The 22735-nt window shown below is 70.3% G+C and carries 22 protein-coding genes and 1 tRNA gene; 10 read left to right on the forward strand and 13 right to left on the reverse strand.

Annotated elements, in window-relative coordinates; genetic code table 11:
* Window positions 1–46: 46 nt before the first annotated feature.
* The 3 genes from AB0J91_RS11950 to AB0J91_RS11960 form a co-directional block, all read right to left on the reverse strand.
* Window positions 47–247: a DUF1918 domain-containing protein gene (locus AB0J91_RS11950; protein ID WP_132677523.1), complete on the reverse strand. Its 201-nt coding sequence runs from the start codon at window positions 245–247 to the stop codon at window positions 47–49.
* A gap of 57 nt (window positions 248–304) precedes the next feature.
* Window positions 305–733 carry a hypothetical protein gene (locus AB0J91_RS11955; RefSeq protein WP_363790306.1) on the reverse strand — a complete coding sequence of 143 codons (429 nt, stop codon included), beginning with the start codon at window positions 731–733 and terminating at the stop codon, window positions 305–307.
* A gap of 126 nt (window positions 734–859) precedes the next feature.
* Window positions 860–1693, reverse strand: a complete 834-nt coding sequence (locus AB0J91_RS11960) for a metal-dependent hydrolase (protein ID WP_132684852.1) — start codon at window positions 1691–1693, stop codon at window positions 860–862.
* Between the two features lie 232 nt (window positions 1694–1925).
* Between AB0J91_RS11960 and AB0J91_RS11965 the strand changes: the two genes are divergently transcribed.
* Together AB0J91_RS11965 and AB0J91_RS11970 are read left to right on the forward strand one after the other, a co-directional pair.
* A complete protein-coding gene (locus tag AB0J91_RS11965) occupies window positions 1926–3146 on the forward strand; it encodes an NADP-dependent isocitrate dehydrogenase (protein WP_363790304.1) in 1221 nt (406 codons plus the stop codon).
* A gap of 226 nt (window positions 3147–3372) precedes the next feature.
* A tRNA-Val gene (locus AB0J91_RS11970) sits at window positions 3373–3444 on the forward strand.
* A gap of 111 nt (window positions 3445–3555) precedes the next feature.
* Here the strand turns inward: AB0J91_RS11970 and AB0J91_RS11975 are convergent.
* Entirely contained in the window at window positions 3556–4023 is a 468-nt protein-coding gene (locus AB0J91_RS11975; RefSeq protein ID WP_363867063.1) for a MarR family transcriptional regulator, read from the reverse strand.
* A gap of 120 nt (window positions 4024–4143) precedes the next feature.
* Here AB0J91_RS11975 and AB0J91_RS11980 point away from each other — a divergent pair, with 120 nt between their 5' ends.
* Window positions 4144–5346 (forward strand): SpoIIE family protein phosphatase, encoded by a 1203-nt coding sequence (locus tag AB0J91_RS11980; protein WP_363867066.1) that lies wholly within the window; start codon window positions 4144–4146, stop codon window positions 5344–5346.
* Window positions 5347–5534: 188 nt separating this feature from the next.
* Window positions 5535–5981 carry an STAS domain-containing protein gene (locus AB0J91_RS11985; RefSeq protein ID WP_363867069.1) on the forward strand — a complete coding sequence of 149 codons (447 nt, stop codon included), beginning with the start codon at window positions 5535–5537 and terminating at the stop codon, window positions 5979–5981.
* Between the two features lie 7 nt (window positions 5982–5988).
* Here the strand turns inward: AB0J91_RS11985 and AB0J91_RS11990 are convergent, their stop codons facing one another.
* Both AB0J91_RS11990 and AB0J91_RS11995 read right to left on the reverse strand, forming a co-directional pair.
* Complete coding sequence (locus AB0J91_RS11990) at window positions 5989–8016, reverse strand: hypothetical protein (RefSeq protein WP_363867072.1); 2028 nt, start codon at window positions 8014–8016, stop codon at window positions 5989–5991.
* A 39-nt stretch (window positions 8017–8055) separates the two neighbouring features.
* Window positions 8056–9297 (reverse strand): carboxylate--amine ligase, encoded by a 1242-nt coding sequence (locus AB0J91_RS11995; RefSeq protein ID WP_363867075.1) that lies wholly within the window; start codon window positions 9295–9297, stop codon window positions 8056–8058.
* A 499-nt stretch (window positions 9298–9796) separates the two neighbouring features.
* Here AB0J91_RS11995 and AB0J91_RS12000 point away from each other — a divergent pair, with 499 nt between their 5' ends.
* Entirely contained in the window at window positions 9797–10402 is a 606-nt protein-coding gene (locus AB0J91_RS12000; RefSeq protein ID WP_363867078.1) for a methyltransferase domain-containing protein, read from the forward strand.
* Here the strand turns inward: AB0J91_RS12000 and AB0J91_RS12005 are convergent.
* The 7 genes from AB0J91_RS12005 to AB0J91_RS12035 form a co-directional block, all read right to left on the reverse strand.
* Window positions 10380–11303: an oxidoreductase gene (locus AB0J91_RS12005; RefSeq protein ID WP_363867081.1), complete on the reverse strand. Its 924-nt coding sequence runs from the start codon at window positions 11301–11303 to the stop codon at window positions 10380–10382. The genes AB0J91_RS12000 and AB0J91_RS12005 overlap by 23 nt on opposite strands.
* A gap of 134 nt (window positions 11304–11437) precedes the next feature.
* A complete protein-coding gene (locus AB0J91_RS12010; protein WP_363867084.1) occupies window positions 11438–12196 on the reverse strand; it encodes an anti-sigma factor in 759 nt (252 codons plus the stop codon).
* A complete protein-coding gene (sigK, locus tag AB0J91_RS12015; protein WP_363867087.1) occupies window positions 12193–12786 on the reverse strand; it encodes an ECF RNA polymerase sigma factor SigK in 594 nt (197 codons plus the stop codon). Before sigK ends, AB0J91_RS12010 begins: the two co-directional genes overlap by 4 nt.
* Before the next feature lie 39 nt (window positions 12787–12825).
* Complete coding sequence (locus AB0J91_RS12020; protein ID WP_363867089.1) at window positions 12826–14079, reverse strand: cyclopropane-fatty-acyl-phospholipid synthase family protein; 1254 nt, start codon at window positions 14077–14079, stop codon at window positions 12826–12828.
* Window positions 14076–14846 (reverse strand): DUF1365 domain-containing protein, encoded by a 771-nt coding sequence (locus AB0J91_RS12025; RefSeq protein ID WP_363867092.1) that lies wholly within the window; start codon window positions 14844–14846, stop codon window positions 14076–14078. Before AB0J91_RS12025 ends, AB0J91_RS12020 begins: the two co-directional genes overlap by 4 nt.
* The gene (locus AB0J91_RS12030) at window positions 14798–16060 is read right to left on the reverse strand and encodes an FAD-dependent oxidoreductase (protein WP_363867095.1); all 1263 of its coding nucleotides are present in this window, start codon (window positions 16058–16060) and stop codon (window positions 14798–14800) included. The genes AB0J91_RS12025 and AB0J91_RS12030 overlap by 49 nt, the downstream gene beginning before the upstream one ends.
* Window positions 16057–16680: an alpha/beta fold hydrolase gene (locus AB0J91_RS12035; RefSeq protein WP_363867098.1), complete on the reverse strand. Its 624-nt coding sequence runs from the start codon at window positions 16678–16680 to the stop codon at window positions 16057–16059. The genes AB0J91_RS12030 and AB0J91_RS12035 overlap by 4 nt, the downstream gene beginning before the upstream one ends.
* 163 nt (window positions 16681–16843) lie before the next feature.
* Between AB0J91_RS12035 and AB0J91_RS12040 the strand changes: the two genes are divergently transcribed.
* The 5 genes from AB0J91_RS12040 (at window position 16844) to gdhA (ending at window position 22664) form a co-directional block, all read left to right on the forward strand.
* Window positions 16844–18094, forward strand: a complete 1251-nt coding sequence (locus AB0J91_RS12040) for a cyclopropane-fatty-acyl-phospholipid synthase family protein (RefSeq protein WP_363867334.1) — start codon at window positions 16844–16846, stop codon at window positions 18092–18094.
* The gene (locus AB0J91_RS12045; RefSeq protein ID WP_363867101.1) at window positions 18091–18849 is read left to right on the forward strand and encodes a DUF1295 domain-containing protein; all 759 of its coding nucleotides are present in this window, start codon (window positions 18091–18093) and stop codon (window positions 18847–18849) included. The genes AB0J91_RS12040 and AB0J91_RS12045 overlap by 4 nt, the downstream gene beginning before the upstream one ends.
* A 41-nt stretch (window positions 18850–18890) precedes the next feature.
* Window positions 18891–20384 carry a molybdopterin-dependent oxidoreductase gene (locus AB0J91_RS12050; RefSeq protein ID WP_363867104.1) on the forward strand — a complete coding sequence of 498 codons (1494 nt, stop codon included), beginning with the start codon at window positions 18891–18893 and terminating at the stop codon, window positions 20382–20384.
* A gap of 89 nt (window positions 20385–20473) precedes the next feature.
* Window positions 20474–21136: a fasciclin domain-containing protein gene (locus AB0J91_RS12055; RefSeq protein ID WP_363867107.1), complete on the forward strand. Its 663-nt coding sequence runs from the start codon at window positions 20474–20476 to the stop codon at window positions 21134–21136.
* Between the two features lie 172 nt (window positions 21137–21308).
* Window positions 21309–22664 (forward strand): NADP-specific glutamate dehydrogenase, encoded by a 1356-nt coding sequence (gene gdhA / locus AB0J91_RS12060; protein WP_363867109.1) that lies wholly within the window; start codon window positions 21309–21311, stop codon window positions 22662–22664.
* Window positions 22665–22735 lie beyond the last annotated feature (71 nt).

Below are 22735 nucleotides of genomic sequence, written 5' to 3' on the forward strand. Positions count from 1 at the left end.
GCCGAACCGCGGGAGTGAGGCCGGCCGCTGGGAGCGACCGGCCGTGCTACTCCCCTCGGCGAGGGGAAGGGGCTTCGACCACGCAGTCGGAACCCGGGAACACCAGGCCGACGTGGCCGTCGGTGTAGCGGACCCTGTACGGCGGTTCACCGTCCGGTCCGAGGACCTCCAGGATCTCCCCGTACTTCTCGGCCTCGTCGACGTGCTTGCTGTGCACGTGAAGCTGATCGCCCACGACTGCTCTCATCGCACATCACCTCCGCTGCTCCAGGCTAAGTGATATGCGACACGGTCCGCATGGTCGTCAGCCGCCCAGGCGGGAACAGGTCGTGGTGACGGCCTGGTACTTGTCCAGCTGAGCGGAGGTCCACTCGGCGCTGGCCTCGATGTCGATCTGACCGTCAGCCACCTGCTGAACCGACTCCTGCACGTCGAGCAGGTTCTGCTTCAGCGTTGCGTCCGCGGTCTTGTCGGCGAGCTGCTGCAGCTCGGTGACCTTGGCCTGCGCGTCGGCTTGAGCCTTCTGCGGGTCGGCGAAATTCGGCACGAAGTTCGCGGCGTTGATCGCCTGCAGGCACGCCTGCGCGGTGTCCAGGCTCTGCTGGGCGCCCTGGAGCTGCTGGTTGGCCTGCTGCAGTCCCTGTTGGGCCTCCTGGATCTCGCCGCACGCGGCGAGGCCGGCCAGCAGTGGCAGCGACACGACCGCCGCTGCGATCCGCATTCGAGCTCGCATCTTCCCTCCGGGGACAAGGAGCGGTGCCCACATGGCACCGCAGGTGCACCTTATCGGTCAGACCAGAGGGATTGTGCCGTTTGTCTTGTTTTACGTGCTAATGGTCTAAACCCTACTCCGGGTGGCTCAGGGGCTCGCCTCGATCCAGGCCATCAACCCCGGTGGCAGGTCCAGTCCGGCCAGCCACGGGGCCACGCCGAGGCGGTAGAGCACCACGCAGGTCAGCGCCGCCGCCGCGAGGGTCAGGCCGGGTCCGATGATGGCGAGTTCGACGGCGCCGCCGGTGCGCATGCGCAGCTTCTTCGGCGGCGCGACCGGGTACCAGGTCTTGCCGCCCAGCGGTACCGGCCACAGCATCGGGCAGCCCTGCTCGGTGATCGCGTCACCGATGAAGTGGGCGACGCAGCCGATCATCACGGCGAGCCCGAACGCGGCGGCGTCGGTCGGCTGGTCGCCCGCCCAGGCCCAGCAGGCCACCGTGAGCAGCAACGATGTGACCGCGATGAGCAGCGCGTCCTGCCGCGAGCTCCAGGTGTGCATCAGCCCGCGCACCGCGAGTCCGGCGAAGAAGAACATCAGCACGCCCAGCGCGCTGCCCTCGCTGGTCTGCACGATCGCGGTGGTGATCAAACCGGCGAGGACGGCGAAGACGACGGTGTGCGTGAAGCCGCGGTGGGTGCCCTCGCGGTCGCTGTCCCTCTTGGTGCGGGTCAGCCGGTACAGGAAGCCGCTGAAGCCGCTGATGCCCGCGGAGAAGCCCTTGGATATGGCGCCGAAGGTGGCCGCGACGGTGGACGACGGGTGATCGATGTCGGGCAGCAGGGCCGCGCCTGCGGAAAGAGTGGCTCCGACCACCCAGGTCTTGGGGGATAATTGCCCTATCGCGTGCGTGTCGGCCAGGGCGGTCACCGCTGCCCATGCGGCCAACCCGCTCATCGCGTGCGTCGGTCCTGTCGCCATGTCTCTCCTGCTCGCCTGCGCCGAACACCTGCTCGACAAGATCACTCGTCCGTGAGTTCGAGAGTAGAAGAAGATCGCGGTGCAGCTCGGCATTGCCCGGGGAGTGGCAGCTGTGAATCTGGCTTCGGATGTGCCGTGACCCTGGTGGCGGCCGACGGGGGCAAGGCACAATCGAAGGCGCTAGCAGTACGCTTGTACCGCTTGCATTCTCGCGAGAGGAGCACCCCGCCACATGAGCAAGATCAAGGTCCAGGGCACGGTCGCCGAACTGGACGGCGACGAGATGACCCGGATCATCTGGTCCTTCATCAAGGACAAGCTGATCCACCCCTACCTGGACATCAACCTCGACTACTACGACCTCGGCATCGAGCACCGGGATGCCACCGACGACCAGGTGACCGTCGACGCGGCGAACGCCATCGCCAAGCACGGCGTAGGCGTCAAGTGCGCGACCATCACGCCTGACGAGGCGCGCGTGGAGGAGTTCGGCCTGAAGAAGATGTGGCGGAGCCCGAACGGGACCGTCCGCAACATCCTCGGTGGCGTCATCTTCCGCGAGCCGATCGTCATCTCCAACATCCCGCGGTACGTGCCGACGTGGACCAAGCCGATCGTCATCGGCCGTCACGCCCACGGCGACCAGTACAAGGCCAGCGACTTCAAGGTCCCGGGCCCGGGCACCGTCACCATCACCTACACCCCCGAAGACGGCTCCGAGCCGATCGAGATGGAGGTGGCCAAGTTCGGTGAAGACGGTGGCGTGGCGATGGCCATGTACAACTACCGCAAGTCGATCGAGGAGTTCGCGCACGCGTCCTTCCGGTACGGCCTGGAGCGCGGCTACCCGGTCTACATGTCGACCAAGAACACGATCCTGAAGGCCTACGACGGCATGTTCAAGGACGTGTTCGAGGAGATCTACGAGGCCGAGTACAAGGCTCAGTTCGAGGCCAAGGGCATCACCTACGAGCACCGGCTGATCGACGACATGGTCGCCACCGCCCTGAAGTGGGAGGGCGGCTACGTCTGGGCCTGCAAGAACTACGACGGTGACGTGCAGTCGGACACCGTCGCGCAGGGCTTCGGCTCGCTGGGTCTGATGACCTCGGTGCTGATGACCGCTGACGGCAAGGTGGAGGCCGAGGCCGCGCACGGCACGGTGACCCGCCACTACCGCCAGCACCAGCAGGGCAAGCCCACCTCGACCAACCCGATCGCGTCGATCTACGCCTGGACCCGCGGCCTGCAGGCCCGCGGCAAGATGGACTCGACGCCGGAGGTCATCGGCTTCGCCAACGCGTTGGAGCAGGTCGTCATCGAGACCGTCGAGAGCGGCAAGATGACCAAGGACCTGGCGCTGCTGGTCGGCAACGACCAGGCGTTCCAGACCACCGAGGAGTTCCTCGCGACGCTGGACGAGAACCTGCAGAAGAAGATGGCCGACCGCTGATCTTCGGCTGACGCGAAGCGCCGCTACCACCCCGGGTGGAGCGGCGTTTTTGCGTTCCCGGGCCACGGCGAGCACCTGCCGGGGATCTGCGTCGAGGGTTGCGCCGGCGCCGAATTCCCACCTTCGCCGCCGGGTGCCGCCGACGTCCCGCGAAGGCCAGGGGTGGGTGCGAACGGCCGAAACCCGCTGGGCTAAACTCTTCACCGCTGGCGGAGAGATCCGCCGAGCGCGATTAGCTCAGTGGGAGAGCGCTACCTTGACACGGTAGAGGTCACTGGTTCAATCCCAGTATCGCGCACCGCTTTTCCGCAGGCCCCCGTTGGCGATCGTTGCCGACGGGGGATTTTTGCGTGCGAGCACGTGGTGACGCCGTGTCTGCGGGTGCCCCGCGGGTCGAGTTGCCAGGTGGTCAGGCGAGTTCTTCGTCTGGGGAGTCGAGTTCTGCTGCTGCTGCGTGGAAGGCGCTGAGGCCGGTGAGCAGTGCGGTGCGGGTGCGTGGGGGCATGGCGTTGAGGACGTGCTTGAGGTCGGCCTGGCGTTCCCGCTGGAACTGGCGGAGGAGGCGGCGGCCGTCCCGGGAGAGCTGGAGCATGACTTCGCGCCGGTCGTCGGAGCCGGCGACGCGGTCGAGGAGGCCGGCGGCCTGGAGCCGGTCGCACACCCGGCTCGTCACCGACGGGATGGAGCCCAGTTCGTCGGCGAGGCTCATGAGGTTGATGGAGCCGTGGCGATCCACGACGACGAGCGCCCGCAGCTGCGACGGGGAGACCTGGGGCTTGATCCGCTCGGCGCTGCGTCCCCAGACGACCATGAGAACCCCGATGCCGGCCTCGAGGTCGTCGAGCGATTCCGCGGACAGGGGATCGGGTTTGCGCACCGGAGGATCCTCCTCGCCGGGTGTATCAAGGGCCGCGCACTGCGATACCGGACGTATTCTGGCACGCCAGGAGCCGAGAACGTCCGCGGTTGAGCGGACCTGGGTGAAGCCGGAGACATGGTGACCGTCGCGACACGTCTGGATTCCATCGATCGCGCGTTGCGGGCCGCGCCGGCTCATGAGCTGCCGGAAACGTTGCTGGAACTGCTGGGAAAGCACTTCGGCGTCGCAGGGCTCGAGATCTACCTGGCAGACCTGCGCCTCGCCGTCCTGGAACCGGTCATCGAGCCGGAAGGCCCGGGGATTCCGCTGGTGGCGACGTTGGAAGGGCGCGTCTTCTGCGACCAGGTGTGCATCCAGCAGCCGCTCGACCACGAGGTCGCCCTGGTTCTGCCGATGACGGTGCGGGGCGACCGGTCGGGCGTCCTGTGGTTGCGGCTGCCGGAAGTTCCGGACGAGGAGGTGCGCGAAGAACTGGCCATCGCAGCCGAACTCGTGGCGCACGCGATCGTGCTCGCCGAAGTGGCGACGGACCGCTATCAGCGCGCACGACGCCCGCAGCGCTTGACGCTCGCCGCCGAGATGCAGTGGCAGCTGCTGCCGGTGCGTTCCGTCGCCTGCGCTTCCTACCGGCTCGCCGGTCAGCTCGAACCCGCCTACGCGGTGCGGGGCGACAACTTCGACTGGGCCCAGGACCTGGACTCGCTCACCGTCGCGGTTACCAACGGCATGGGCGAGAGCACGACGGCGGCCGCGCTGACCACGCTGGCGATCACAGCGCTGCGCAACGCGCGGCGCAGCGGCGCCAACCTCGCCACCCAGGCCGCCCTCGCCGACCAGGCCGTGTGGGCCCACCACGCGGGGACGCAGCACATCTCGACCCTCCTGATGAGGATCGACCTCGCCACGGGCGAAGTCCGCGTCATCGACGCGGGCTCGCCGCGGCTGTGGCTCGTTCGCGAGAACAGCGTGGAGCGCGTCGAATTGGAGGCCCAACTCCCGCTCGGCCTGGTCGACGGCACGGAGTACGAGGAGCAGCACCTCCAGCTGGAACCGGGCGATCGGCTCTTCGTGCTGACCGACGGGATCTACGACGCCGTGCTCGCCGATCGCGACTACAGCACCGCCTCGCTGCGCCGAACGCTGCAGGCCAGCCACCGACTGCCTCCCACCGAGGCCGTGCGATCGCTGCTCAGCGACCTCCGGGCCTTCCTCCAGGACAGCGACCTGGACGACGACGCCGTGGCGGTGTGCATCGACTGGATCGGGCCTCGCGGAGACGAGCTCCCCGCAGCGGACGAGCGGAGCTGGATCCTGCTCTGATCCTCGAATCGATTGCCACGCGGCACTGATCCGTTCCCGCACGACGAGGTGCCGGAGGCCCGGCGTTCTCCGCGAATTTGCTTGCCACGCGGCAAGCAACCGCTAAGATCACGTGGCTCAACTTGATCGGGCTGAGGCCGCAAGGTCGGTCGGCGACGGACGCCACCGACGCGAGGAAGGACGACAGGATGTCCCTCGGGCAGCGGGTTGCCGGAGCTCTCGGCGACGAGGCTCTGCACGACACCACCGGCAAGGCACCGGCGGCGAGCGTCCAGGTGACGTTCCCGCGGCCGGACGCGGTCGTCGCCACCGTCAGCGCACCCGTGGACCGCGACACGGTCGACCAGCTCGAGACCATGCTCTGGCCGCAGCCGACGTCAACGGCGCGGCTGGTGGTCGTGGACCTCACCGATGTGAGCGTGCTCGACGTTCCGGACCTGCAACTGCTCACCCACGCCCACATGCTCGCGCACGCTCGCGGTGGGGCGCTGCACGTCGTCGTCGCGAGCGAGGCAGTCCAGGACGCGCTGCACGCCGCCGGACTCCGCGCCCTGCTGGAGTGCCACGCCACTGTCGAGGACGCCCTCGCCGCGACAACGACGAGCCCCGAAGCCGTCGGCGCGCCGAGGGGCTGACCGGAGGTCAGGGATGCGGGTCCTTGGCGGCCTGCAGGCTGCCCGCGGGTAACCGCTCGGCTCCCCAGCTGCGCTCGATGTAACCGGTGATCCGCGCGATGTCCTCGGCGGGAACGCGCTCCGGCTCCATCCGTTCGAGCGGGTCGAGGTGGAAGATGTAGAGGCGGGAGGCGAACTGGTCGAACGGCAGCGACGCCTCGCCGAAGCGCTCACCGCTCCCCGCCGTGGAGACCACCACGCCGTCGCCCCAGTCCTGCCCGCTGTCGTTGTTCGGGTTGAAGAAGTAGACCCGCATGACGTCCTGCGGATCCCGCGCGACTCGCAGGATCGTGATCGCGTGCCAGCCGACGTAGCGGGCCGCGCTGTCGGTGACGGCGACGCCGGCCGGCTGCGGGTGGATCAGCGGCCGGTCGCCGTTGTAGGTGGGGTGGTAGCTGGCGTGGAACTCGCGCAGGAACGTTTCGAGGTCGATCAGGTTGCCGGTCGAGACGTCGACGTTGATGCGGAACCCGCGGGCCGCCCACCAGCCGTGGAACTCGGGGTTGACCCACCTGTGCGGGTCGCCCGGCCGGTCGGCGCAGTGCCGCCCCATCTCGGCGTAGATCCGGTCCAAGTGGGGGACGACGAGCAGCGAGACCGGGTCGAGGTCCGTCGGCAGCGAGCTGGCCACTCCGGAGGCGAGGTCCTTCGACGAGATCGGCTGGCCCTCGAAGTGCATGATGACCTCGTCGTCGCGGGCTGCCCAGACCACCATCTGCAGCAGGTAGTCCGGGTCGTTGCCGGCCCACATGGACAGCGCGCGGGCCGACTGGCAGGTCGGGTTGTCGCCCTGGCCGACGCCCAGCGGCTGGCCCAGCATCGACAGCACTCCCGCTGTCAACCGGGCCACCGGATCCGGTTCGTCGCCGAACGCCAGGATCAGCCGCTCCCGCGCGGCCGGGGAGAGATCAAGTGCCAGCTGGCGCCAGAGCGCGGGTTCCACGGGCGGCTCGTAGAGGATGCCGCGGTCGAGCAGCAGCGCCAGCCCGTAGACGCACTGCGCGGTCTGCGGGTGCACCGCCTTCTCGACCAGCTCGTGCACCAGGTCGCTGAAGCGCAGCAGGCAGTTCCGGCCGGTGTCCGACAACCCGAGCGCTTCACCGACGAGGTAGTCGCTGTCGGACAGGACGAATCGCAGCAGCTCAGCGTGGTACGGCGACACCAGCCCGGTGTCGTGCATCGCCCGCGCGAACCCGGTGGCCTCGTACTGCAGGCCCCGGGTGTCCAGCGACTCCAGCCGGGAGCGGAAGACGTCGATGCCCGGGTCGTCCCGGCAAGCCTCGGTGGTCCCGAACAAGCTGGTGATGAGCCGGTCGATGCCCTGCCCGGACGACGCGCCCAGGTCGATGTCCGGATCGCCGCGGTAGATCGCGATCCGGGTGATCAGCGACTGCACCTGGTCGACCTGGATCGGGCGCTGGCGCAGGATTCGCCAGATCTCGTCGACCAGGTTGTCCAGCACGCTGTCGTAGCCGATCTCGTCGGCGAGGTGCCGGAACAGGTCCCGGATGAGGTGCGCGATCCGGCCCTGCCGGATCCGCTCCGCCTCGCTGGGCGAGGTGAACAGCAGCTCCAGGTTCATGGCCAGCACCTGGGTGAGGAACTGGCGGGCGTCCTCGGCGGAGATCGTCGGATGTGCGAACTCCTCGCGGGCGACGGCGAGCATCCGCAGCTCGCTGGTCACCTCCATCACGACCGTGTCCACGTCGTCGCTGCGCAGCCCGGGGCCGACCAGCGACGGGATCAGGATCTCCGGGGACGCCCAGTCGGTCCCCCGGAACAGCCCGGCTTCCTCCAGCGCCTGCGCCCTGGCCTGGACCGCTGCGGCGCCGCCCTGCTGTAGCAGCACTCGCCGCAGCGCCTCCAGAACTCGCCGCAGCTTCGCGTGCTTGCTGAAGTCGGGAGCCTCGGCCATGGCCTGGATCGCGCCGTCGAGCGAGGTCACGCGCTTGTCCAGCGTCGTGACCTGGCCCGAGGCATCGGCGGTCGGTTTCAACGGTGTCCCTCGGGTAGTTCTCCTGCGTCGACGGAGCCGTCAGACGTAGAAGTCGAGCACTTCCTGCTCTTTCAGCAGTTCACGCATCCGGTAGGGGTCCTCGCCGAAGAAGTACAGCAGGCCCCAGTGGGTGCCGAACGCCGTCCTCTTGGTGACCGTTTCCTCCAGCGGTGCCGACAGGTCATGCGAATCATAGTAGTCGTCGTCCTCGGTCTGCTCCGGAATCTGCAGCTCGTTGACGACCCGGCGACGGGGGTAGACGCCGAAGCACCCCGCGACCCCGGTCGCGTCGACCACCTCGCGCGGGAAGAACGCGTCGATCTCCTCCTCGGTGGTCTTCGGGTCGAAGGCCAGGACCAGGCCCTGGTAGGCGTTGAACCCGTAGGCCCGCTCGAGCAGCTCGAAGACCTTGAACCCCGGCGGCCGGTAGGCGACCTCGCCGAAGTACATCTCGCCGTCGCTGGTGACGAAGTACTCAGGGTGCACGAAGCCGAACTCGATGTCGAAGGTCTTGATGAGCTTCTCGATCTGCTCCGTGATCTGGGCCCTGTACCGCTCCAGCTCCGGGGTCGCGGGCACGAACACCGAGTAGCCGAGCGTGACGTACTCGGAGATGTTGAGGAACTTGATCTTCCCGTTGTGGATCCACGCTTCGACGGCGAACTCCCAGCCGTCGAGGTGCGACTCCATGAGGACCGGGAACTCGTCGTCGGGGATCTGGTCGATCTCGTCCGGGGTGCGGATGACGCGGTGCCCGAGCGATCCGGCCTTGTCGAAGGCCTTGACGTGGATCGGGTCGTTCGGGTCACCGTCGAGCTTGAGCAGCGTCTGGTTGACGCGCTTGAGGAAGCGGATCACGTCGTCCCGGTCGTGGGCCTCCTCGAAGATCCCGACCCGGATGCCGCCGAGCTGCGCGCGGCGCTTCATCAGCGCCTTGTCGCGCAGCAGCATGGCCTGGCCGAGCAGGCGCGGGTTGTCCAGCAGCACGGAGTTGATCGCTCCGGCCCACTCCACCGTCTCCTCGTACAGCGGGATCGCGACGTCGACACCCATCTCCTGGAGGGTTTCGGCGATCTCCATCGAGCGGTCGTTGAGCCGCTCGAAGTTCCACGGCACGTAGGGGATGTCGTGCTCGACGCAGTACTTCTCGGCCCAGTCCGGGGCGACGACGACGTAGTTCCGGTCGAACCTGTCAAGAGCTTCCACGGCGTTGAGGCTCCAGCCGAGGAGAGCTACATATCCCTTGTCCGAATTCTTGGCGACCGGTTCGAGCTGTGGCATGGGCCGTTCCTCCGTTTCGGCGAATTCCGTTCTCGACGACGCAGTGGGCGCGACCGCACCCGAACCGCTCTTCCGCTCGCGCGTTGACGTGCTCGGTTGCGCCCTGTCCTCGGCCTGGCGTTCTGACCAGCGGCGACGGCGGGCTCACGCGGTAGTGGATCGGTGAGGGCTCGCTGGCGGGGCGGACGTGGTGCGGTGGATCGGGGATCGCATCAGATGCTCAGCTGGATCAGAGATCCAGACTGACATGCGAAAATGCTTCCGCGGCAGGCGTTGGGTCGTGATCTTTGGCAGGCTACCACCAATTCCGCTGGAATTTGCTTGTCACATGGCAATCATTTCGCCCGTGCCCTCTTGACGAAGCCGCTCTGATGCGCCTGCGACCAGCGGAATCACCGGCGACTTCGCCTCCCGTGGAAGTCCGGACTTGTGCGCGGGTCGCGGCCAGTCCCGCCCTGATGCGACCGGATTCGGACCCGGGCGGTGGTATACATGCCGAGTGGCGGAAGGTTCTGCGAGCGAGGCGTACGGGCGGCGAGCGGAGGAGTACATCGCGCTCTTCGGCGACATCGATGCGGCCGCATCACCCGATCGGGAGCTGATCGCCGGGTGGGCTCGCGAACAACCCGAGGGACCGATCCTCGACGTGGGATGCGGGCCGGGGCACTGGACGAACTGGCTGCGCGAGCAGGGCCTGGACGTCGAAGGCGTCGATCCGACACCGGAATTCGTCGCCTCCGCCCGGAAGCGCTTCCCGGACGTCTCGTTCCGGGAAGGCGTCGCCGAGCAGCTCGACGTCGCGGACTCCGGCCTGGCCGGGATCCTCGCGTGGTATTCCCTGATCCACCTGCGGCCCGACCGCGTCCCCGCTGCGCTCGCCGAGTTCGCCCGGGTCGTCGAACCCGGCGGCGGACTCCTCGTCGGCTTCTGCCGCGGGCCGGAGCTCGAACCCTTCGACCACGCGGTGACCACCGCGTACTTCTGGCCGGTCGATCAGCTCAGCCGCATGATCGAAGAAGCCGGTTTCGCAGTCTCGGCCCGCGACACCCGCGATGATCCCGGTGCCCGGCCGCACGGCGCGATCACGGCCTCCCGGGTGGGCTGACCCGAGGCTCACGCCAGTCTCCCGGACCGGGAATCCCGGTGAGCCGCCGCGACATCTCCCACAGGCGCTTCGCCGCTTCCGGGTCGCTGGCCTGCGCGCTGCGGCCGACGAGCGTCGGGTACCCGCGCAGCTCCCGGCGGCCGTCGGGACCGACGTAGCCGGCCCCGGGCAGGTCTTGCGTCGCCGCGTACAGGCTCGGCAGCGCGCCCATGGCGGGACCCTGCGCCAGCAGGGAGCCCGCGATCCGCGTTGCCCCGACCAGCAGGCGGTTCCGGCCGTGGGTTCCGAGGTCGGAGGCGGTGTAGCCCGGGTGCGCGGCCAGCGCGCGGACGGGTGAACCGAGCCGCTCCAGCCGCCGCTGGAGTTCGAGGACGAACAGCAGGTTCGCCAGCTTGGACTGGCCGTACGCCGCGACCGGCTGGTAGGGGCGGCGCTCGAAGTTCGGGTCCTCGAAGTCGATGGTGCCGAATCGGTGCGCCCCGGAGCCGAGCGCGACGACGCGACCGGTGATGTGCGGCATCAGCAGGTTGGTCAGCGCGAAGTGCCCGAGGTGGTTGGTGCCGAACTGCATCTCGAACCCGTCGACCGTGCGCCCGCCCGGGACCATCGCCACACCGGCGTTGTTGACCAGCACGTCGACATCCCCGCTCCAGGACTCGGCGAACTCGCGGACGGAGGCGAGATCGGCCAGGTCGAGCCTGCGCACCTCGTTGCTGCCGCGCACGGCCCGGGCGGCCGCCTCGCCGCGATCCAGGCTGCGGACCGCGAGCACGACGTGCGCTCCGGCGCGGGCGAACCCGCGTGCCGTCGCCATGCCGACGCCGTTGCTCGCGCCGGTGACGATCACGGTCCGCCCGTCGAGCCGGGGCATCTGGTCGTGGGTCCATCGCATGCGTGTCATCGGGCCGATTGTTTCTCCCGCCGCGCCGGCCGGGCGATCGGGCACCGGGGTCGATGGCTGCGATCGGCTCGGCGCGGCACGCCGGGTGGTTGCCTGTCCACAGTGGTCTGACTCGGTCGGTGCTGGTGAATCGCTCAGCTGGGCACCGCCATCACCATGATCGGGTCGGTGGTGGGTTGCGCTGAGCCACCTCTCGGCTCGACCGTCACGGCGAGCTGGCGGGCGTCGGCGGGCATCGCCGTCATCAGCGGTTCTCCCGTGGGAGCCGGAGGCAGCACGCCGGCCGAGCTGGGACCCTCGTCGCCGATGAACCAGAGCTGGTAGGTCCGGTCCGCGGGTGCGGCGGGCATGTCCGAGGTCAGGAACGCGGCGCTGCCCAGCTGCCGGGACACGACGCTGACCGCTCGCGCCTCTCCCGCCGAGCCGTGGACCAGCCGCGCGTCCGGCGATTGCAGCAGCCGGGCGACCTCGGCGTTGTGAGAGCCCGCCTGCTGCGCGAGCCGGTTCGCCTCGGCCAGGTCCTGCTGGCTCTGCCAGGCGACGCCGCCGAACGCGGCGGCCAGGGCGATGCCGGCGGCGGCCGCCGCGACGGCGAGCCGGGTGGCCCAGCTCCCCGCCTGGGGGAACCGGAGGATGCGGCCGGAAGAAGGTTCCGCCGACAGCGGTGGCAGCTGGCGGGTGCGGGCGATCTCCTCCATGACCTCCTGCTTGAGCGCTTCGGGAGGCGGGACGGCGGTGTCCGCGCCGAGACGAGCGGCGGTTTCCCGCAACTCCCGCACCTCCTGGGCGCAGTCCTCGCAACGGGCCAGGTGGCGCTCGAACTCGGCCAGCTCGGTCCCGCTCAGCGCGTCCACGGCGTAAGCGCCGGTCAACACGGCCAGTTCCTTGCTCATCGAGTGGTCACCCCCAGGCAGTCGCGCAGCCGGATGAGGCCGTCGCGCAGGCGTGTTTTGACGGTTGCGAGCGGGGCGTCGAGCAACCCGGCCGCTTCGCGGTAGGTGTAGCCGCGGTAGTAGGTCAGCACCACGGATTCGCGTTGCAGGTCCGTGAGGGTGCCGATGCAGCGGCGCAGCTGGCGCTGCTCGAACCGGGAGAGCACGGCTTCGGCCACTTCGTCGTAGGGCCGTCCGGCTTCCTGACGACCGGCCTTCGTCTCGCGCTCGGCGGCCGCCTGGGCGCTGCGGACCCGGTCCACCGCCCTGCGGTGCGCGATCGTCATGATCCAGGCCATCGCGGTGCCCCGGTCGCTGCGGTACCGGCTGGCCGAGCGCCACACCTCGACGAGGACCTCCTGGGTGACCTCCTCGGACTGGGCGGTGTCGCGGACGACCCGCTGCACGAGCCCGTGCACCGGTGCGGCCACGAGGTCGTACAACCGCGCGAACGCCTGCTCGTCGCCCTTCGCCACGGACACCAGCAGTTCGTGCGGTTCTGAGGAATCCCCTGCTTCCGGTTGCTCAGCCGGTCTGCGAGTGGTCTCCATGTGCACCTTCCTCGTGCCCGGCCTCTGCCGGGTCATTGTTCAGCCCTGAGCGGGTTTGCGATATCCGAGCTGCCAGACGTCGAGGTAGCCGGAGCGGAATCCCGCCTCGCTGTAGGCGAGGTAGAACTCCCACATGCGGCGGAACCGCTCGCTGAAGCCCAGTGCGCGCACCTCGTCCCAGCGCTCCAGGAAGCGCTGCCGCCAGTGCTGCAGCGTCGTCGCGTAGCTCGGGCCGAAGGAGTGCCGCTCGGTGCGCCGCAGGCCGGTGTGCTGGTCGAAGGCCGCTTCCAGCGCCTCGACCGAGGGCAGCTGGCCGCCGGGGAAGATGTACTTGTGGATCCAGGTGTAGGCGCCGTCGGTGGCCAGCATCCGGTCGTGCGGCATGGTGATCGCCTGCAGACCGATCCGGCCGCCGGGTGCCACCAGCCGGTCCAGGGCGCCGACGTAGTCGGGCCAGAACTCCCGGCCGACGGCCTCGATCATCTCCACGCTCACCACGGCGTCGAACCGGCCGGTGATCTCCCGGTAGTCGGCCAGCCGCACCTCCACCCGGTCCGCGAGGCCGTCCTCGGCCAGCGACTTCTGGGCGAGCTGCTGCTGCTCGGCCGACAGGGTCAGGGTGGTCACCCTGGCGCCTCGCCGGGCGGCGCGTGCCGCCAGCGAGCCCCAGCCGGTGCCGATCTCCAGCAGTTCGGTGTCCTGGCCGACCGAGGCCAGGTCCAGGATCCGGTCGATCTTGCGGACCTGCGCGGCGCCGAGGTCGTCGCCGCCCGGAGGGAACAGCGCCGCCGAGTAGGTCATCGTCTCGTCCAGGAACGTCGCGAAGACGTCGTTGGACAGGTCGTAGTGGCGGTGGATGTTCTCCCGCGCACCGGTGACCGTGCCCCGCTCGGTGCTGGGCTGCCGGGCCTCGACCCAGCGCCGCGCGCGTTGCAGCGGTGCGGGCACGAGCGTGGCGATCCGCGCGGCGAACGGGGTGAGCAGCTCCGCCGGATCCGAGCTGGTCCACTCACCGGCCATGTAGGACTCGCCGAAGCCGATCTTGGCGTCGACGCCGAGGCGGTGGAAGAACGCCTTCGGGTCTTCCACGCGCATGAGCGGCGAATCCGGGCCGCCCGCGCCCAGCACGTCGCCGCCCGCGAGCGCCACGCGGACCGGCAACGCGCGCACCGCGTGGCGGAACAGCCGCTCGGCGACCGCGGCGCGGACCGGCGAGTGCGGTGCGGCGTCGAGCAGATCCCACGGTCGAGCGGTCCCCGCGCTTTCCTGCGCGGCGGTGGTCGTGGTGGTCATCGGACTCCTTCCTGGTGGATGTGGGGAGTGCGGCGGGTGCGGGGAACCCGCCGCAGCAGCATCGCGACGCCGTGGCGGCGGATCAGCGCGGAGATCCGCCGCGGCGCCAGCGGGTGGCGCAGGGCCGTCCGCACGAGCTGCGCCGGGGTCGTCGGTCGACGCCGGCCCGTCATCGAGGCGCGGAACGCGGTCCGTCCGTCGTGGACGAGCTCGACGTGCACCCGAAGCCGATCGCCCGGCGGTTCCAGGCGCATCCGGTAGTGGCCCTCGGAGGGCAGGAACGGGGAGACGTAGAACCGCTTGTCGACCTCCCCGACGCCGTCGCCGTCCGGGCGCAGCAGGTAGCAGTGCCGTTCGCCGTAGGTGTTGTGGACCTCGGCGACCACGCACTCCTGCGATCCGTCCGGGCGGTGGCACCAGAAGACCGTGATCGGGTTGAACGCGTGGCCCAGCACGCGCGCGCCCGCGAGCATCAGGACCCGGCCGTTGCGGAGGTCGACGCCTCGCAGCCTCAGCCAGCGGTCCAGGTTCTCGCGGATGCTGCGGTGCGGGTCGCCCAGGTGGTCGCGGGCGTCGAAGCGGATCAGCGAGCGCAGCGGCCTGGGCAGGCGGGGCAGGTCGTCGAGGTCGACCAGCCAGGTGTGCGCCCGGTGCCGGAAGCGGCGCCGCGGCTCGACCTCGCGGGAGTGGCTGATGACGACGTCGTAGAGGCGCACGATCACCACCCCGTCCCCAGGCCCGCGGCCGCCCGCACGCCGGACAGGCATCCGTCCTCGTGGAACCCCCAGCCGTGGTAGGCGCCCGCGAACCGCACCCGGTCGTCGCCGATCGACGGCAGTTCCGCTTGCGCCGCAACCGAATCCGGTGTGTAGATCGGGTGCCGGTAGTGCATCTCGGCGAGCACGCCGCCGGGGTCCACGTCGGCGGAGCCGTTGAGCGTGACCACGTAGTCGGCGGGCTCGGCGAGACCCATCAGGCGGTTCATGTCGTAGCTGATCCGGGCCCCGCCCGAATCGCCGGTGCAGCGGTTCTTGAGGTAGTTCCAGGACGCCCTCGCGCCGCGGCTGGCCGGCAGCACCGACGCGTCGGTGTGCAGCAGCGTCGCGTTCTCCGAGTACTCGAAGGCCCCCAGCGCGCGTCGTTGCGCGGTGGTCGGCTCGGCCAGCAGCCGCAGCGCCTGGTCGGCGTGGGTGGCCACGACCACGCGGTCGAACTCGTGCACCTCGTCGGCGGCGGAGCGGACCTCCACCCGGTCGGCGAGCCTGCGGACCGAGCGCACCGGCGTCGCGGTGCGCACGGCGTGCAGCCGCTCGGCGATCAGCCGCACGTACTCCCGGGAACCGCCGACCACGGTGCGCCATGTCGGGGAGCCACCGATCGACAGCATCCCGTGGTGCCGCAGGAACTCGAAGAGGTAGCGCGCCGGGTACCGCCCGCTGGTGGCCGGTCCCGCGGACCAGACCGCGGAGACCAGCGGGATCGCGAAGTGCTCGGTGAAGTGGCGGGTGTACCCGCCGTCGGCCAGGAACTCGGCGAGCGTGCGCTGATCACCACCGGGCCGGTCGAGCAGCTCACCGGCCTGCCGGTGGAACCGCCGCACCTGCGACAACGTGCGCAGGTACCGGAGGTCGCGGAGGTTCTGCGCGCGCGGGAACAGCCCGCCGAGCCGCTTGGCGCCCGCGTACTCCAGCCCGCAACCCCGGCACCGCACGCTCATCGACATCTCGGTGTCCCTCGTGGACACCCCGAGCTCGCCGAACAACCGGAGCAGCTGCGGGTAGGTGCGCTCGTTGTGCACGATGAAACCGCTGTCGACGGCGACCACGCGCCCGTCGGCGGTGCGCACGTCGTGGGTGTGGGCGTGCCCTCCGAGCCGGTCCTCGCCTTCGAACAGCACCACGTCGTGCGCGCGGGACAGCAGGTGGGCGGCGGTCAGCCCGGACACCCCGGCGCCCACGACGGCGACGCGTTCCCGGCTCATCGCGGGCACCGCGCGGTCGCGCAGTCGGCGGCGAAGGCGGAGACCTGAGCGTTCCACTGCTGGGCCCGGCGCAGCATCGCGTGCCCGGAACCGCTGATCACGTGGCGCGAGAGGGTCGCGCCCGCCCGCCGCGCGCGGCGGGAGTAGGTCAGGGACGTCTCCGGCGGGGTCGTCCGGTCCCGGTCGCCGTGCACGATCCGCACGATCCGGCCGGTGAGCTGCTCGACCGGGTCGTCCGGGGTCGTCCACGGTGCGAGCGCGCACACGCCCACCACGTCCGGTTCGCCGGCGAGCCGCAGCGCGACCCGCCCGCCCATCGAATGCCCCAGCAGCGCGATCCGGGCACCCCGGTGCGCGCGGCGAATCACGTCGAGCGCGCGGTGCGCGTCGCCGACCGCGTCGAGCTCGGGCTCGTTCCAGCCCCGCACCCGGTTGCGCAGCACCCACACCGCGACGTCCGGGCGTTGCCCGGCGCGGGCGAGCGGGAACATCCGCCGATAGGCGAAGTGGGTGCCGCGCACGGGTGCGCGGCTGACGGGCCGCCCGCCGTGCAGCGCCAGCAGGACGGTCCGCGGTGGCGTCTCGGGCGACGTCAGAACGCGGAGGTTCGGTTCGTGCATGCCCCTGATTCGTGGCCCGGTCGCGCGCGGATTGCTCCTGTGATCACGGACACGTTCACCAGTCCGCCACCGCACCCGCACCGAATGGGCGAGAAGGAGGCATCCGACCCGGGAGGCGAGCGTGGCGCTGGTGAGCACGACCCGCAGCGGAGCTGCGGAAATCATGGAGGAGATCGTCGGTGGCACCTTCGGCGTGCCGCTGCCGATCGGGGTGCGCGCCTGGGACGGCAGCCACGCCGGCCCGGCGTCGGGACCGCAGGTGGTGCTGCGCAGGCGGGCGGCGCTCCGGCACTTCCTGTGGAGCCCGGGAGAGCTGGGGCTGGCGCGCGCTTTCGTCTCGGGAGATCTCGACGTCGACGGTGACCTCATCGACGGGCTTCGCCGCTGCTGGGCGGCGGTGCGCGAGCACGAGCTCAGCGGATGGGGAATGGGCGCGCGCGAGTGGCGGGACGTCGCGCTGGCCGCGCTGCGCCTGGGCGCGGTCGGCCCGAGGCCGCGCATCCCGGCGGCGGAGGCGCGGCTGTCCGGCCGGTTGCACACCCGGTGGCGCGACCGCGCGGCGATCGCGCACCACTACGACGTGGGCAACGACTTCTACGCGCTGCTGCTGGACCCGGCGATGGCCTACTCCTGCGGCTACTTCCCGACCGGTGAGGAAGACCTGCCGACCGCGCAGGAGGCCAAGCTGGAGCTGATCTGCCGCAAGCTCGGCCTGCGGCCCGGGATGCGACTGCTGGACGTCGGTTGCGGCTGGGGATCCCTGGTGCTGCACGCCGCCCGGTACCACGGCGTCGAGGCCACCGGGATCACGTTGTCGCGCAGCCAGTTCGAGCACATCGAGCGCCGGGTGACCCAGCTCGGCCTGCAGGGCAGGGTGCGCGTGCGGCTGGAGGACTACCGGGAACTGGCGGGCGTGCCCTACGACGCGGTGGCCAGCGTGGAGATGGGCGAGCACGTCGGCGAGTCCCGGTACGCCGACTACGTCGCCACCCTGCACCGGATGCTGCGCCCGCGCGGCCGGTTGCTGCTGCAGCAGATGTCCCGCGGCGATGCGGCGGCACCGGGCGGTGGCGCGTTCATCTCCTCCTACATCGCCCCGGACATGACGATGGTCCCGGTGGGGCGCACCGTCGAACGGCTCGAAGCGGGCGGTTTCGAGGTGCGCGACGTGGAGGCGATGCGGGAGCACTACGTGGCCACCGTGCGCGAGTGGGCGCGCACGCTCGACGAGCAGCACGAGGGGGCGGAGCGGATGCTCGGTCCCGAGCAGCACCGGGTGTGGCGGCTCTACCTGGCCGGCGGTCTGCTCGCCTTCGAGGAGAACCGGATGGGAGTGGACCAGATCGTCGCCGTGCGCCCTGACGAGCTCGGCACCAGCGGGATGCCGCCGGTGCTGCGGGAGGTCGTGCGATGAGCCCGGCCGTCGCCATCCCGCTGGCGCTGGCCGTCGCGCTGTTCGCGGTGACCGCGACGTTCGCGCTCGCCCGGCTGCGCGGGCGCTACGACACCATCGACACCACGTGGGGAGCGGGTTTCGCGCTCATCGCGGCCGTGTCGTTCGCGACCGGGCGGACCGGTGCGCTGCCCGCGGCGCTCGTGGTCGTGTGGGGGATCCGGCTGGCGGTGCACCTGCACCGGCGCAACGCCGGGCTGCCCGAGGACCCGAGGTACGTGGAGATGGCGGCACGTGCGCGGCGCTTCCCCGCGCTGCGCATGTTCGTGCGCGTCTACCTGGTCCAGGGCGTGGTGATGTGGTTCGTCGCGCTGCCCGTGCTGTTCGCCGGTCCCGGGATCGGGGTCTTCAGCGCGGTCGGCGCCGCGGTGTGGGCCGTGGGGATGTTCTTCGAAGCGGTCGGCGATGAGCAGCTGCGGCGGTTCCGCGCCGATCCCGCCAACGCCGGGCGCGTCCTCGACCGCGGGCTGTGGCGCTACACGCGCCACCCGAACTACTTCGGCGACGCCTGCGTGTGGTGGGGCGTGTACCTGATGGCCTGCCAGCACTGGCCCGGTCCGCTCGTCGTGCTCTCGCCGCTGCTGATGACGTGGCTGCTCGCGCGAGGCACCGGCAAACCCCTGCTGGAACGCCGGTTGCGCGAGCGACGACCCGAGTACGCCGCCTACGTCGAGCGCACCAGCGGTTTCCTGCCCCTTCCGCCGAAGCGGCGGTGAGTTCGGCCAATCCCCTCGGGACGCGGCGACGAATGAAGGGCATGAGATCACCCGCGATCCGCGCGCTGTCCGGGGTTCTGGCCGTCGCCGCCGCGCTCGCCGCCGGTCACCTGCTGGCCGGTCTGGTGGAGCAGAACGCCTCGCCGTTCCTGGCCGTCGGCCACACCGCGATCGACCTGACGCCGGAACCGGTGAAGGCGCTGGCCATCCGGTGGTTCGGCGAATCGGACAAGCTCGTGCTGCTGGCGGGGATGGCGGTCGTCATCGGTCTGCTGGCCGTCGTCGCGGGCCTGGTGTCGCGCCGCGGCCCGGCGCCCGGCGCGGTGCTGATCGCCGCGTTCGGGCTGCTGGGCGTGGTGGCGTCGGCGACCCGGCCGGACGTGGGTGCGCTCGGGCCGCTGCCGTCGCTCGCCGCGGTGGTCGTCGGGGTCGGCGCGTTCGTCGCGCTGCACCGCACCGAGGCCGGTCCTGAGTCGTCGGCGGGACGGCGGAGATTCCTGCTCACCGCAGGCGGTCTCGCGGCCGGATCGGTGATCGGCGGCTTCGGCGGTTCCGCGCTGGCGCAGCGATCGACCGGCCGCGCGCGCGAAGCGCTCGCCCGCCGCATACCGACGCCGGGACCGGTTCCCGGCGGCGCGGACTTCGCCGGTGTCGGCACCCCGGCGTTCCGCACCTCGAACGCCGACTTCTACCGCGTGGACACCGCGCTGGCGGTTCCCCGGGTGGATCCGGATTCGTGGCGGTTGCGGGTGCACGGCATGGTCGGCCGCGAGCTCGAACTGTCCCTGGACGACCTGCTCCGCCGTCCGCAGGAGACCCGGACGATCACCATGACCTGCGTGTCCAACGAGGTCGGTGGTCCGTACACGTCGACCGCCGAGTTCACCGGGGTGCCGTTCCGGGACGTCCTGCGGGAGGCAGGCGTCCGAGCGGGAGCCGAGCAGGTCTTCAGCACCAGCGCCGACGGGTACACCGCGGGAACTCCGGTCGAGGCGCTGATGGACCCGGAACGTCCGGCGCTGCTGGCCTACGGCATGAACGGCGAGCCGCTGCCCGCCGAGCACGGGTTCCCGGTCCGGATGGTGACCTCGGGCCTCTACGGGTACGTGTCGGCGACGAAGTGGCTGGTCGACGTGGAGCTCACCACCTTCGACCGGGAGACGTACTGGGAGCAGCGCGGTTGGGCCGAGCGCGCGCCGATCAAGGTGCAGTCCCGCATCGACCGGCCGAAACCGTTCGAGAAGGTGTCCGCCGGGCGCTTCACCGCAGCGGGCACGGCGTGGGCTCAGCCGCACGGCATCGCGCGGGTCGAAGTGCGGGTGGACGGCGGCCCGTGGCGGGACGCGCAACTGTCCACAGAGGTCTCCGGGCACACCTGGCGGATGTGGCGCGTGGAGCTCGACCTGCCGACCGGCGGGCGCACCGTGGAATGCCGCGCCACCGACCGGAACGGCGCCACCCAGACGCCGCAGCGGATGCCGACCGTCCCGGATGGAGCGACCGGCTGGCACTCGATCTTCTGCACCGCGCGGTGAGGGCGGAATTCCCCGTGATCGCACCAATCTCGCACCGCACCTGCTCCGAATCCCGGATGACCGATGTTCGACAGAGGAGATGATCGTCAATGACCGCACTTCGCCGCTCTGCCTTCGGTGCCGGTGCCGCAGTGCTCACCTTCGCGCTGGCCGCCTGCGGCGGGCAGTCGGACCAGCCCTCGGCCGACCAGGGCCAGGCGCCCCCGCCGCTCGCGCCCGCACCGGCGCCGCCGATGCAGCAGGGCATGACCACGGCCTCGGACGTGTTCGGACCCGGCTGCGCCCAGGTGCCCACCGACCCGGCGAACCCCGGCTCGGTGCAGGGCATGATCGACGACCCGGTCGGCACCGCGGCCTCCAACAACCCGCTGCTGACGAAGTTGACCGCCGCCGTCAAGTCCGCGGGCCTGGTCGACACCCTGAACAAGTCCGACGCCCAGTACACCGTTTTCGCGCCCGCGGACCCGGCGTTCGACGCGATCCCGCCGGAGCAGTTGCAGGCGATGCTGACCGACCCCGCACAGAAGGAGGCGCTCACCAGCACCCTGACCTACCACGTGGTCCCGCAGCGGATGACCGCCGACGACCTGGCGAGGGCCGGTTCCGTCGACACCGTCCAAGGCGGGCAGGTCAAGATCGAGGGCTCCGGTGACCAGCTGAAGGTCAACGGTGCCGGCGTGCTGTGCGGCAACGTCCCCACCGCCAACGCGACGGTCTTCGTCGTGGACCAGGTGCTCATGCCTGCGAAGTGAACCGGCGGAGGTGGGCGAGCCCGGGGAGAGCATCCGGGCTCGCCCACCGCGCGCGAGATTCGGCTGACCGGAGCAGCAGAACGTGAAGCGCACCCGCCATGTTTCGTTCGGGTCAATGTTCTGTTAAGAACAGTGCGATCATCCTGTTTTCTGCAGCTGAGGAGCCTCGCCCGTGAGCCGAGACCCGAACGGACTAGAGCTGACCGCCGAGGTCTTCGGTGCCATCCAGTCCCGCGACGGGCACCAGCCCGAGTTCGGCCAAGCCGTCCACGAGGTCCTGGAGTCGCTGGAACCCGCGCTCGCGCGGCATCCCGAGTACCTGCGGTCCGGTGTGCTGGAGCGGTTGTGCGAACCCGAGCGGCAGATCATCTTCCGGGTTCCGTGGACCGATGACGCGGGCGAGGTCAGGGTCAACCGCGGGTTCCGCGTCGAGTTCAACTCCGCGCTCGGGCCGTACAAGGGCGGACTCCGCTTCCACCCCTCGGTCAACATCGGCGTGATCAAGTTCCTCGGCTTCGAGCAGATCTTCAAGAACGCGCTCACCGGGCTGCCGCTCGGCGGTGGCAAGGGAGGCGCGGACTTCGACCCGAAGGGCAAGTCCGACGCCGAGATCATGCGGTTCTGCCAGTCGTTCATGACCGAGCTGCACCGCCACATCGGCGAGTACACCGACGTGCCCGCGGGCGACATCGGCGTCGGGCGCCGCGAGATCGGCTACCTGTTCGGCCAGTACAAGCGCATCACCAACCGCTACGAGTCGGGCGTGCTCACCGGCAAGGGGCTCAACTGGGGCGGATCGCAGGTGCGCACCGAAGCGACCGGTTACGGCACGGTCTACTTCGTCGAGGAGATGCTGCGCGCCCGCGGTGAGAGCTTCGACGGCCGCCGGGTCGTGGTGTCCGGCGCGGGCAACGTCGCGATCTACGCCGCCCGGAAGGCCGAGGAGCTCGGCGGCACCGTCGTGGCGATGTCCGATTCCGGTGGTTACGTCGTCGACGAGAGCGGCATCGACGTCGAAGCGGTCCGGGAGCTCAAGGAGGTCCGCTCCGGTCGTCTCAAGGAGTACGCCGAGGACCACGAGGGCGCCCGGTTCATCGCGGACGGCTCGATCTGGGACGTGCCCTGCGCGATCGCGCTGCCCTGCGCCACCCAGAACGAGCTCGACGACGAGGCCGCGCTCGCGCTGGTGCGCAACGGCGTCGTCGCGGTCGGCGAGGGCGCGAACATGCCGACCACGCCCGGCGCGCTGAAGGTCTTCGTCGACGCCGGGATCGCCTTCGCGCCCGGCAAGGCCGCCAACGCCGGTGGCGTGGCCACCTCGGGCCTGGAGATGCAGCAGAACGCGTCCCGCGACTCGTGGCACTTCGACTACACCGACGCGCGGCTGTCCGAGATCATGGCCGACATCCACAACGACTGCCTGGCCACCGCCGAAGCCCACGGAGCTCCCGGCAACTACGTCCTGGGCGCCAACATCGCCGGGTTCACCAAGGTCGCCGACACCATGCTCGACCTCGGCGTCATCTGAGAGCCCACCCCCTCCGGGCGTGTCCGCGCGGCGGTGGAGGACCGCATCGCAGAAAATCACGATCAGGACCG

The organism is Saccharopolyspora sp. NPDC049357 (genome assembly GCF_040677225.1).
Classification (GTDB): domain Bacteria; phylum Actinomycetota; class Actinomycetes; order Mycobacteriales; family Pseudonocardiaceae; genus Saccharopolyspora.

Excerpts from the sequence above, each read along its gene's own strand:
- AB0J91_RS11950 (WP_132677523.1), bottom strand. The coding sequence starts at position 247 with ATGAGAGCAGTCGTGGGCGATCAGCTTCACGTGCACAGCAAGCACGTC.
- AB0J91_RS11955 (WP_363790306.1), bottom strand. The coding sequence starts at position 733 with ATGCGAGCTCGAATGCGGATCGCAGCGGCGGTCGTGTCGCTGCCACTG.
- AB0J91_RS11960 (WP_132684852.1), bottom strand. The coding sequence starts at position 1,693 with ATGGCGACAGGACCGACGCACGCGATGAGCGGGTTGGCCGCATGGGCA.
- AB0J91_RS11965 (WP_363790304.1), top strand. The coding sequence starts at position 1,926 with ATGAGCAAGATCAAGGTCCAGGGCACGGTCGCCGAACTGGACGGCGAC.
- AB0J91_RS11985 (WP_363867069.1), top strand. The coding sequence starts at position 5,535 with ATGTCCCTCGGGCAGCGGGTTGCCGGAGCTCTCGGCGACGAGGCTCTG.
- AB0J91_RS11995 (WP_363867075.1), bottom strand. The coding sequence starts at position 9,297 with ATGCCACAGCTCGAACCGGTCGCCAAGAATTCGGACAAGGGATATGTA.
- AB0J91_RS12005 (WP_363867081.1), bottom strand. The coding sequence starts at position 11,303 with ATGACACGCATGCGATGGACCCACGACCAGATGCCCCGGCTCGACGGG.
- AB0J91_RS12010 (WP_363867084.1), bottom strand. The coding sequence starts at position 12,196 with ATGAGCAAGGAACTGGCCGTGTTGACCGGCGCTTACGCCGTGGACGCG.
- sigK (WP_363867087.1), bottom strand. The coding sequence starts at position 12,786 with ATGGAGACCACTCGCAGACCGGCTGAGCAACCGGAAGCAGGGGATTCC.
- AB0J91_RS12020 (WP_363867089.1), bottom strand. The coding sequence starts at position 14,079 with ATGACCACCACGACCACCGCCGCGCAGGAAAGCGCGGGGACCGCTCGA.
- AB0J91_RS12025 (WP_363867092.1), bottom strand. The coding sequence starts at position 14,846 with ATGCCTGTCCGGCGTGCGGGCGGCCGCGGGCCTGGGGACGGGGTGGTG.
- AB0J91_RS12030 (WP_363867095.1), bottom strand. The coding sequence starts at position 16,060 with ATGAGCCGGGAACGCGTCGCCGTCGTGGGCGCCGGGGTGTCCGGGCTG.
- AB0J91_RS12035 (WP_363867098.1), bottom strand. The coding sequence starts at position 16,680 with ATGCACGAACCGAACCTCCGCGTTCTGACGTCGCCCGAGACGCCACCG.
- AB0J91_RS12040 (WP_363867334.1), top strand. The coding sequence starts at position 16,844 with ATGGAGGAGATCGTCGGTGGCACCTTCGGCGTGCCGCTGCCGATCGGG.
- AB0J91_RS12045 (WP_363867101.1), top strand. The coding sequence starts at position 18,091 with ATGAGCCCGGCCGTCGCCATCCCGCTGGCGCTGGCCGTCGCGCTGTTC.
- AB0J91_RS12050 (WP_363867104.1), top strand. The coding sequence starts at position 18,891 with ATGAGATCACCCGCGATCCGCGCGCTGTCCGGGGTTCTGGCCGTCGCC.
- AB0J91_RS12055 (WP_363867107.1), top strand. The coding sequence starts at position 20,474 with ATGACCGCACTTCGCCGCTCTGCCTTCGGTGCCGGTGCCGCAGTGCTC.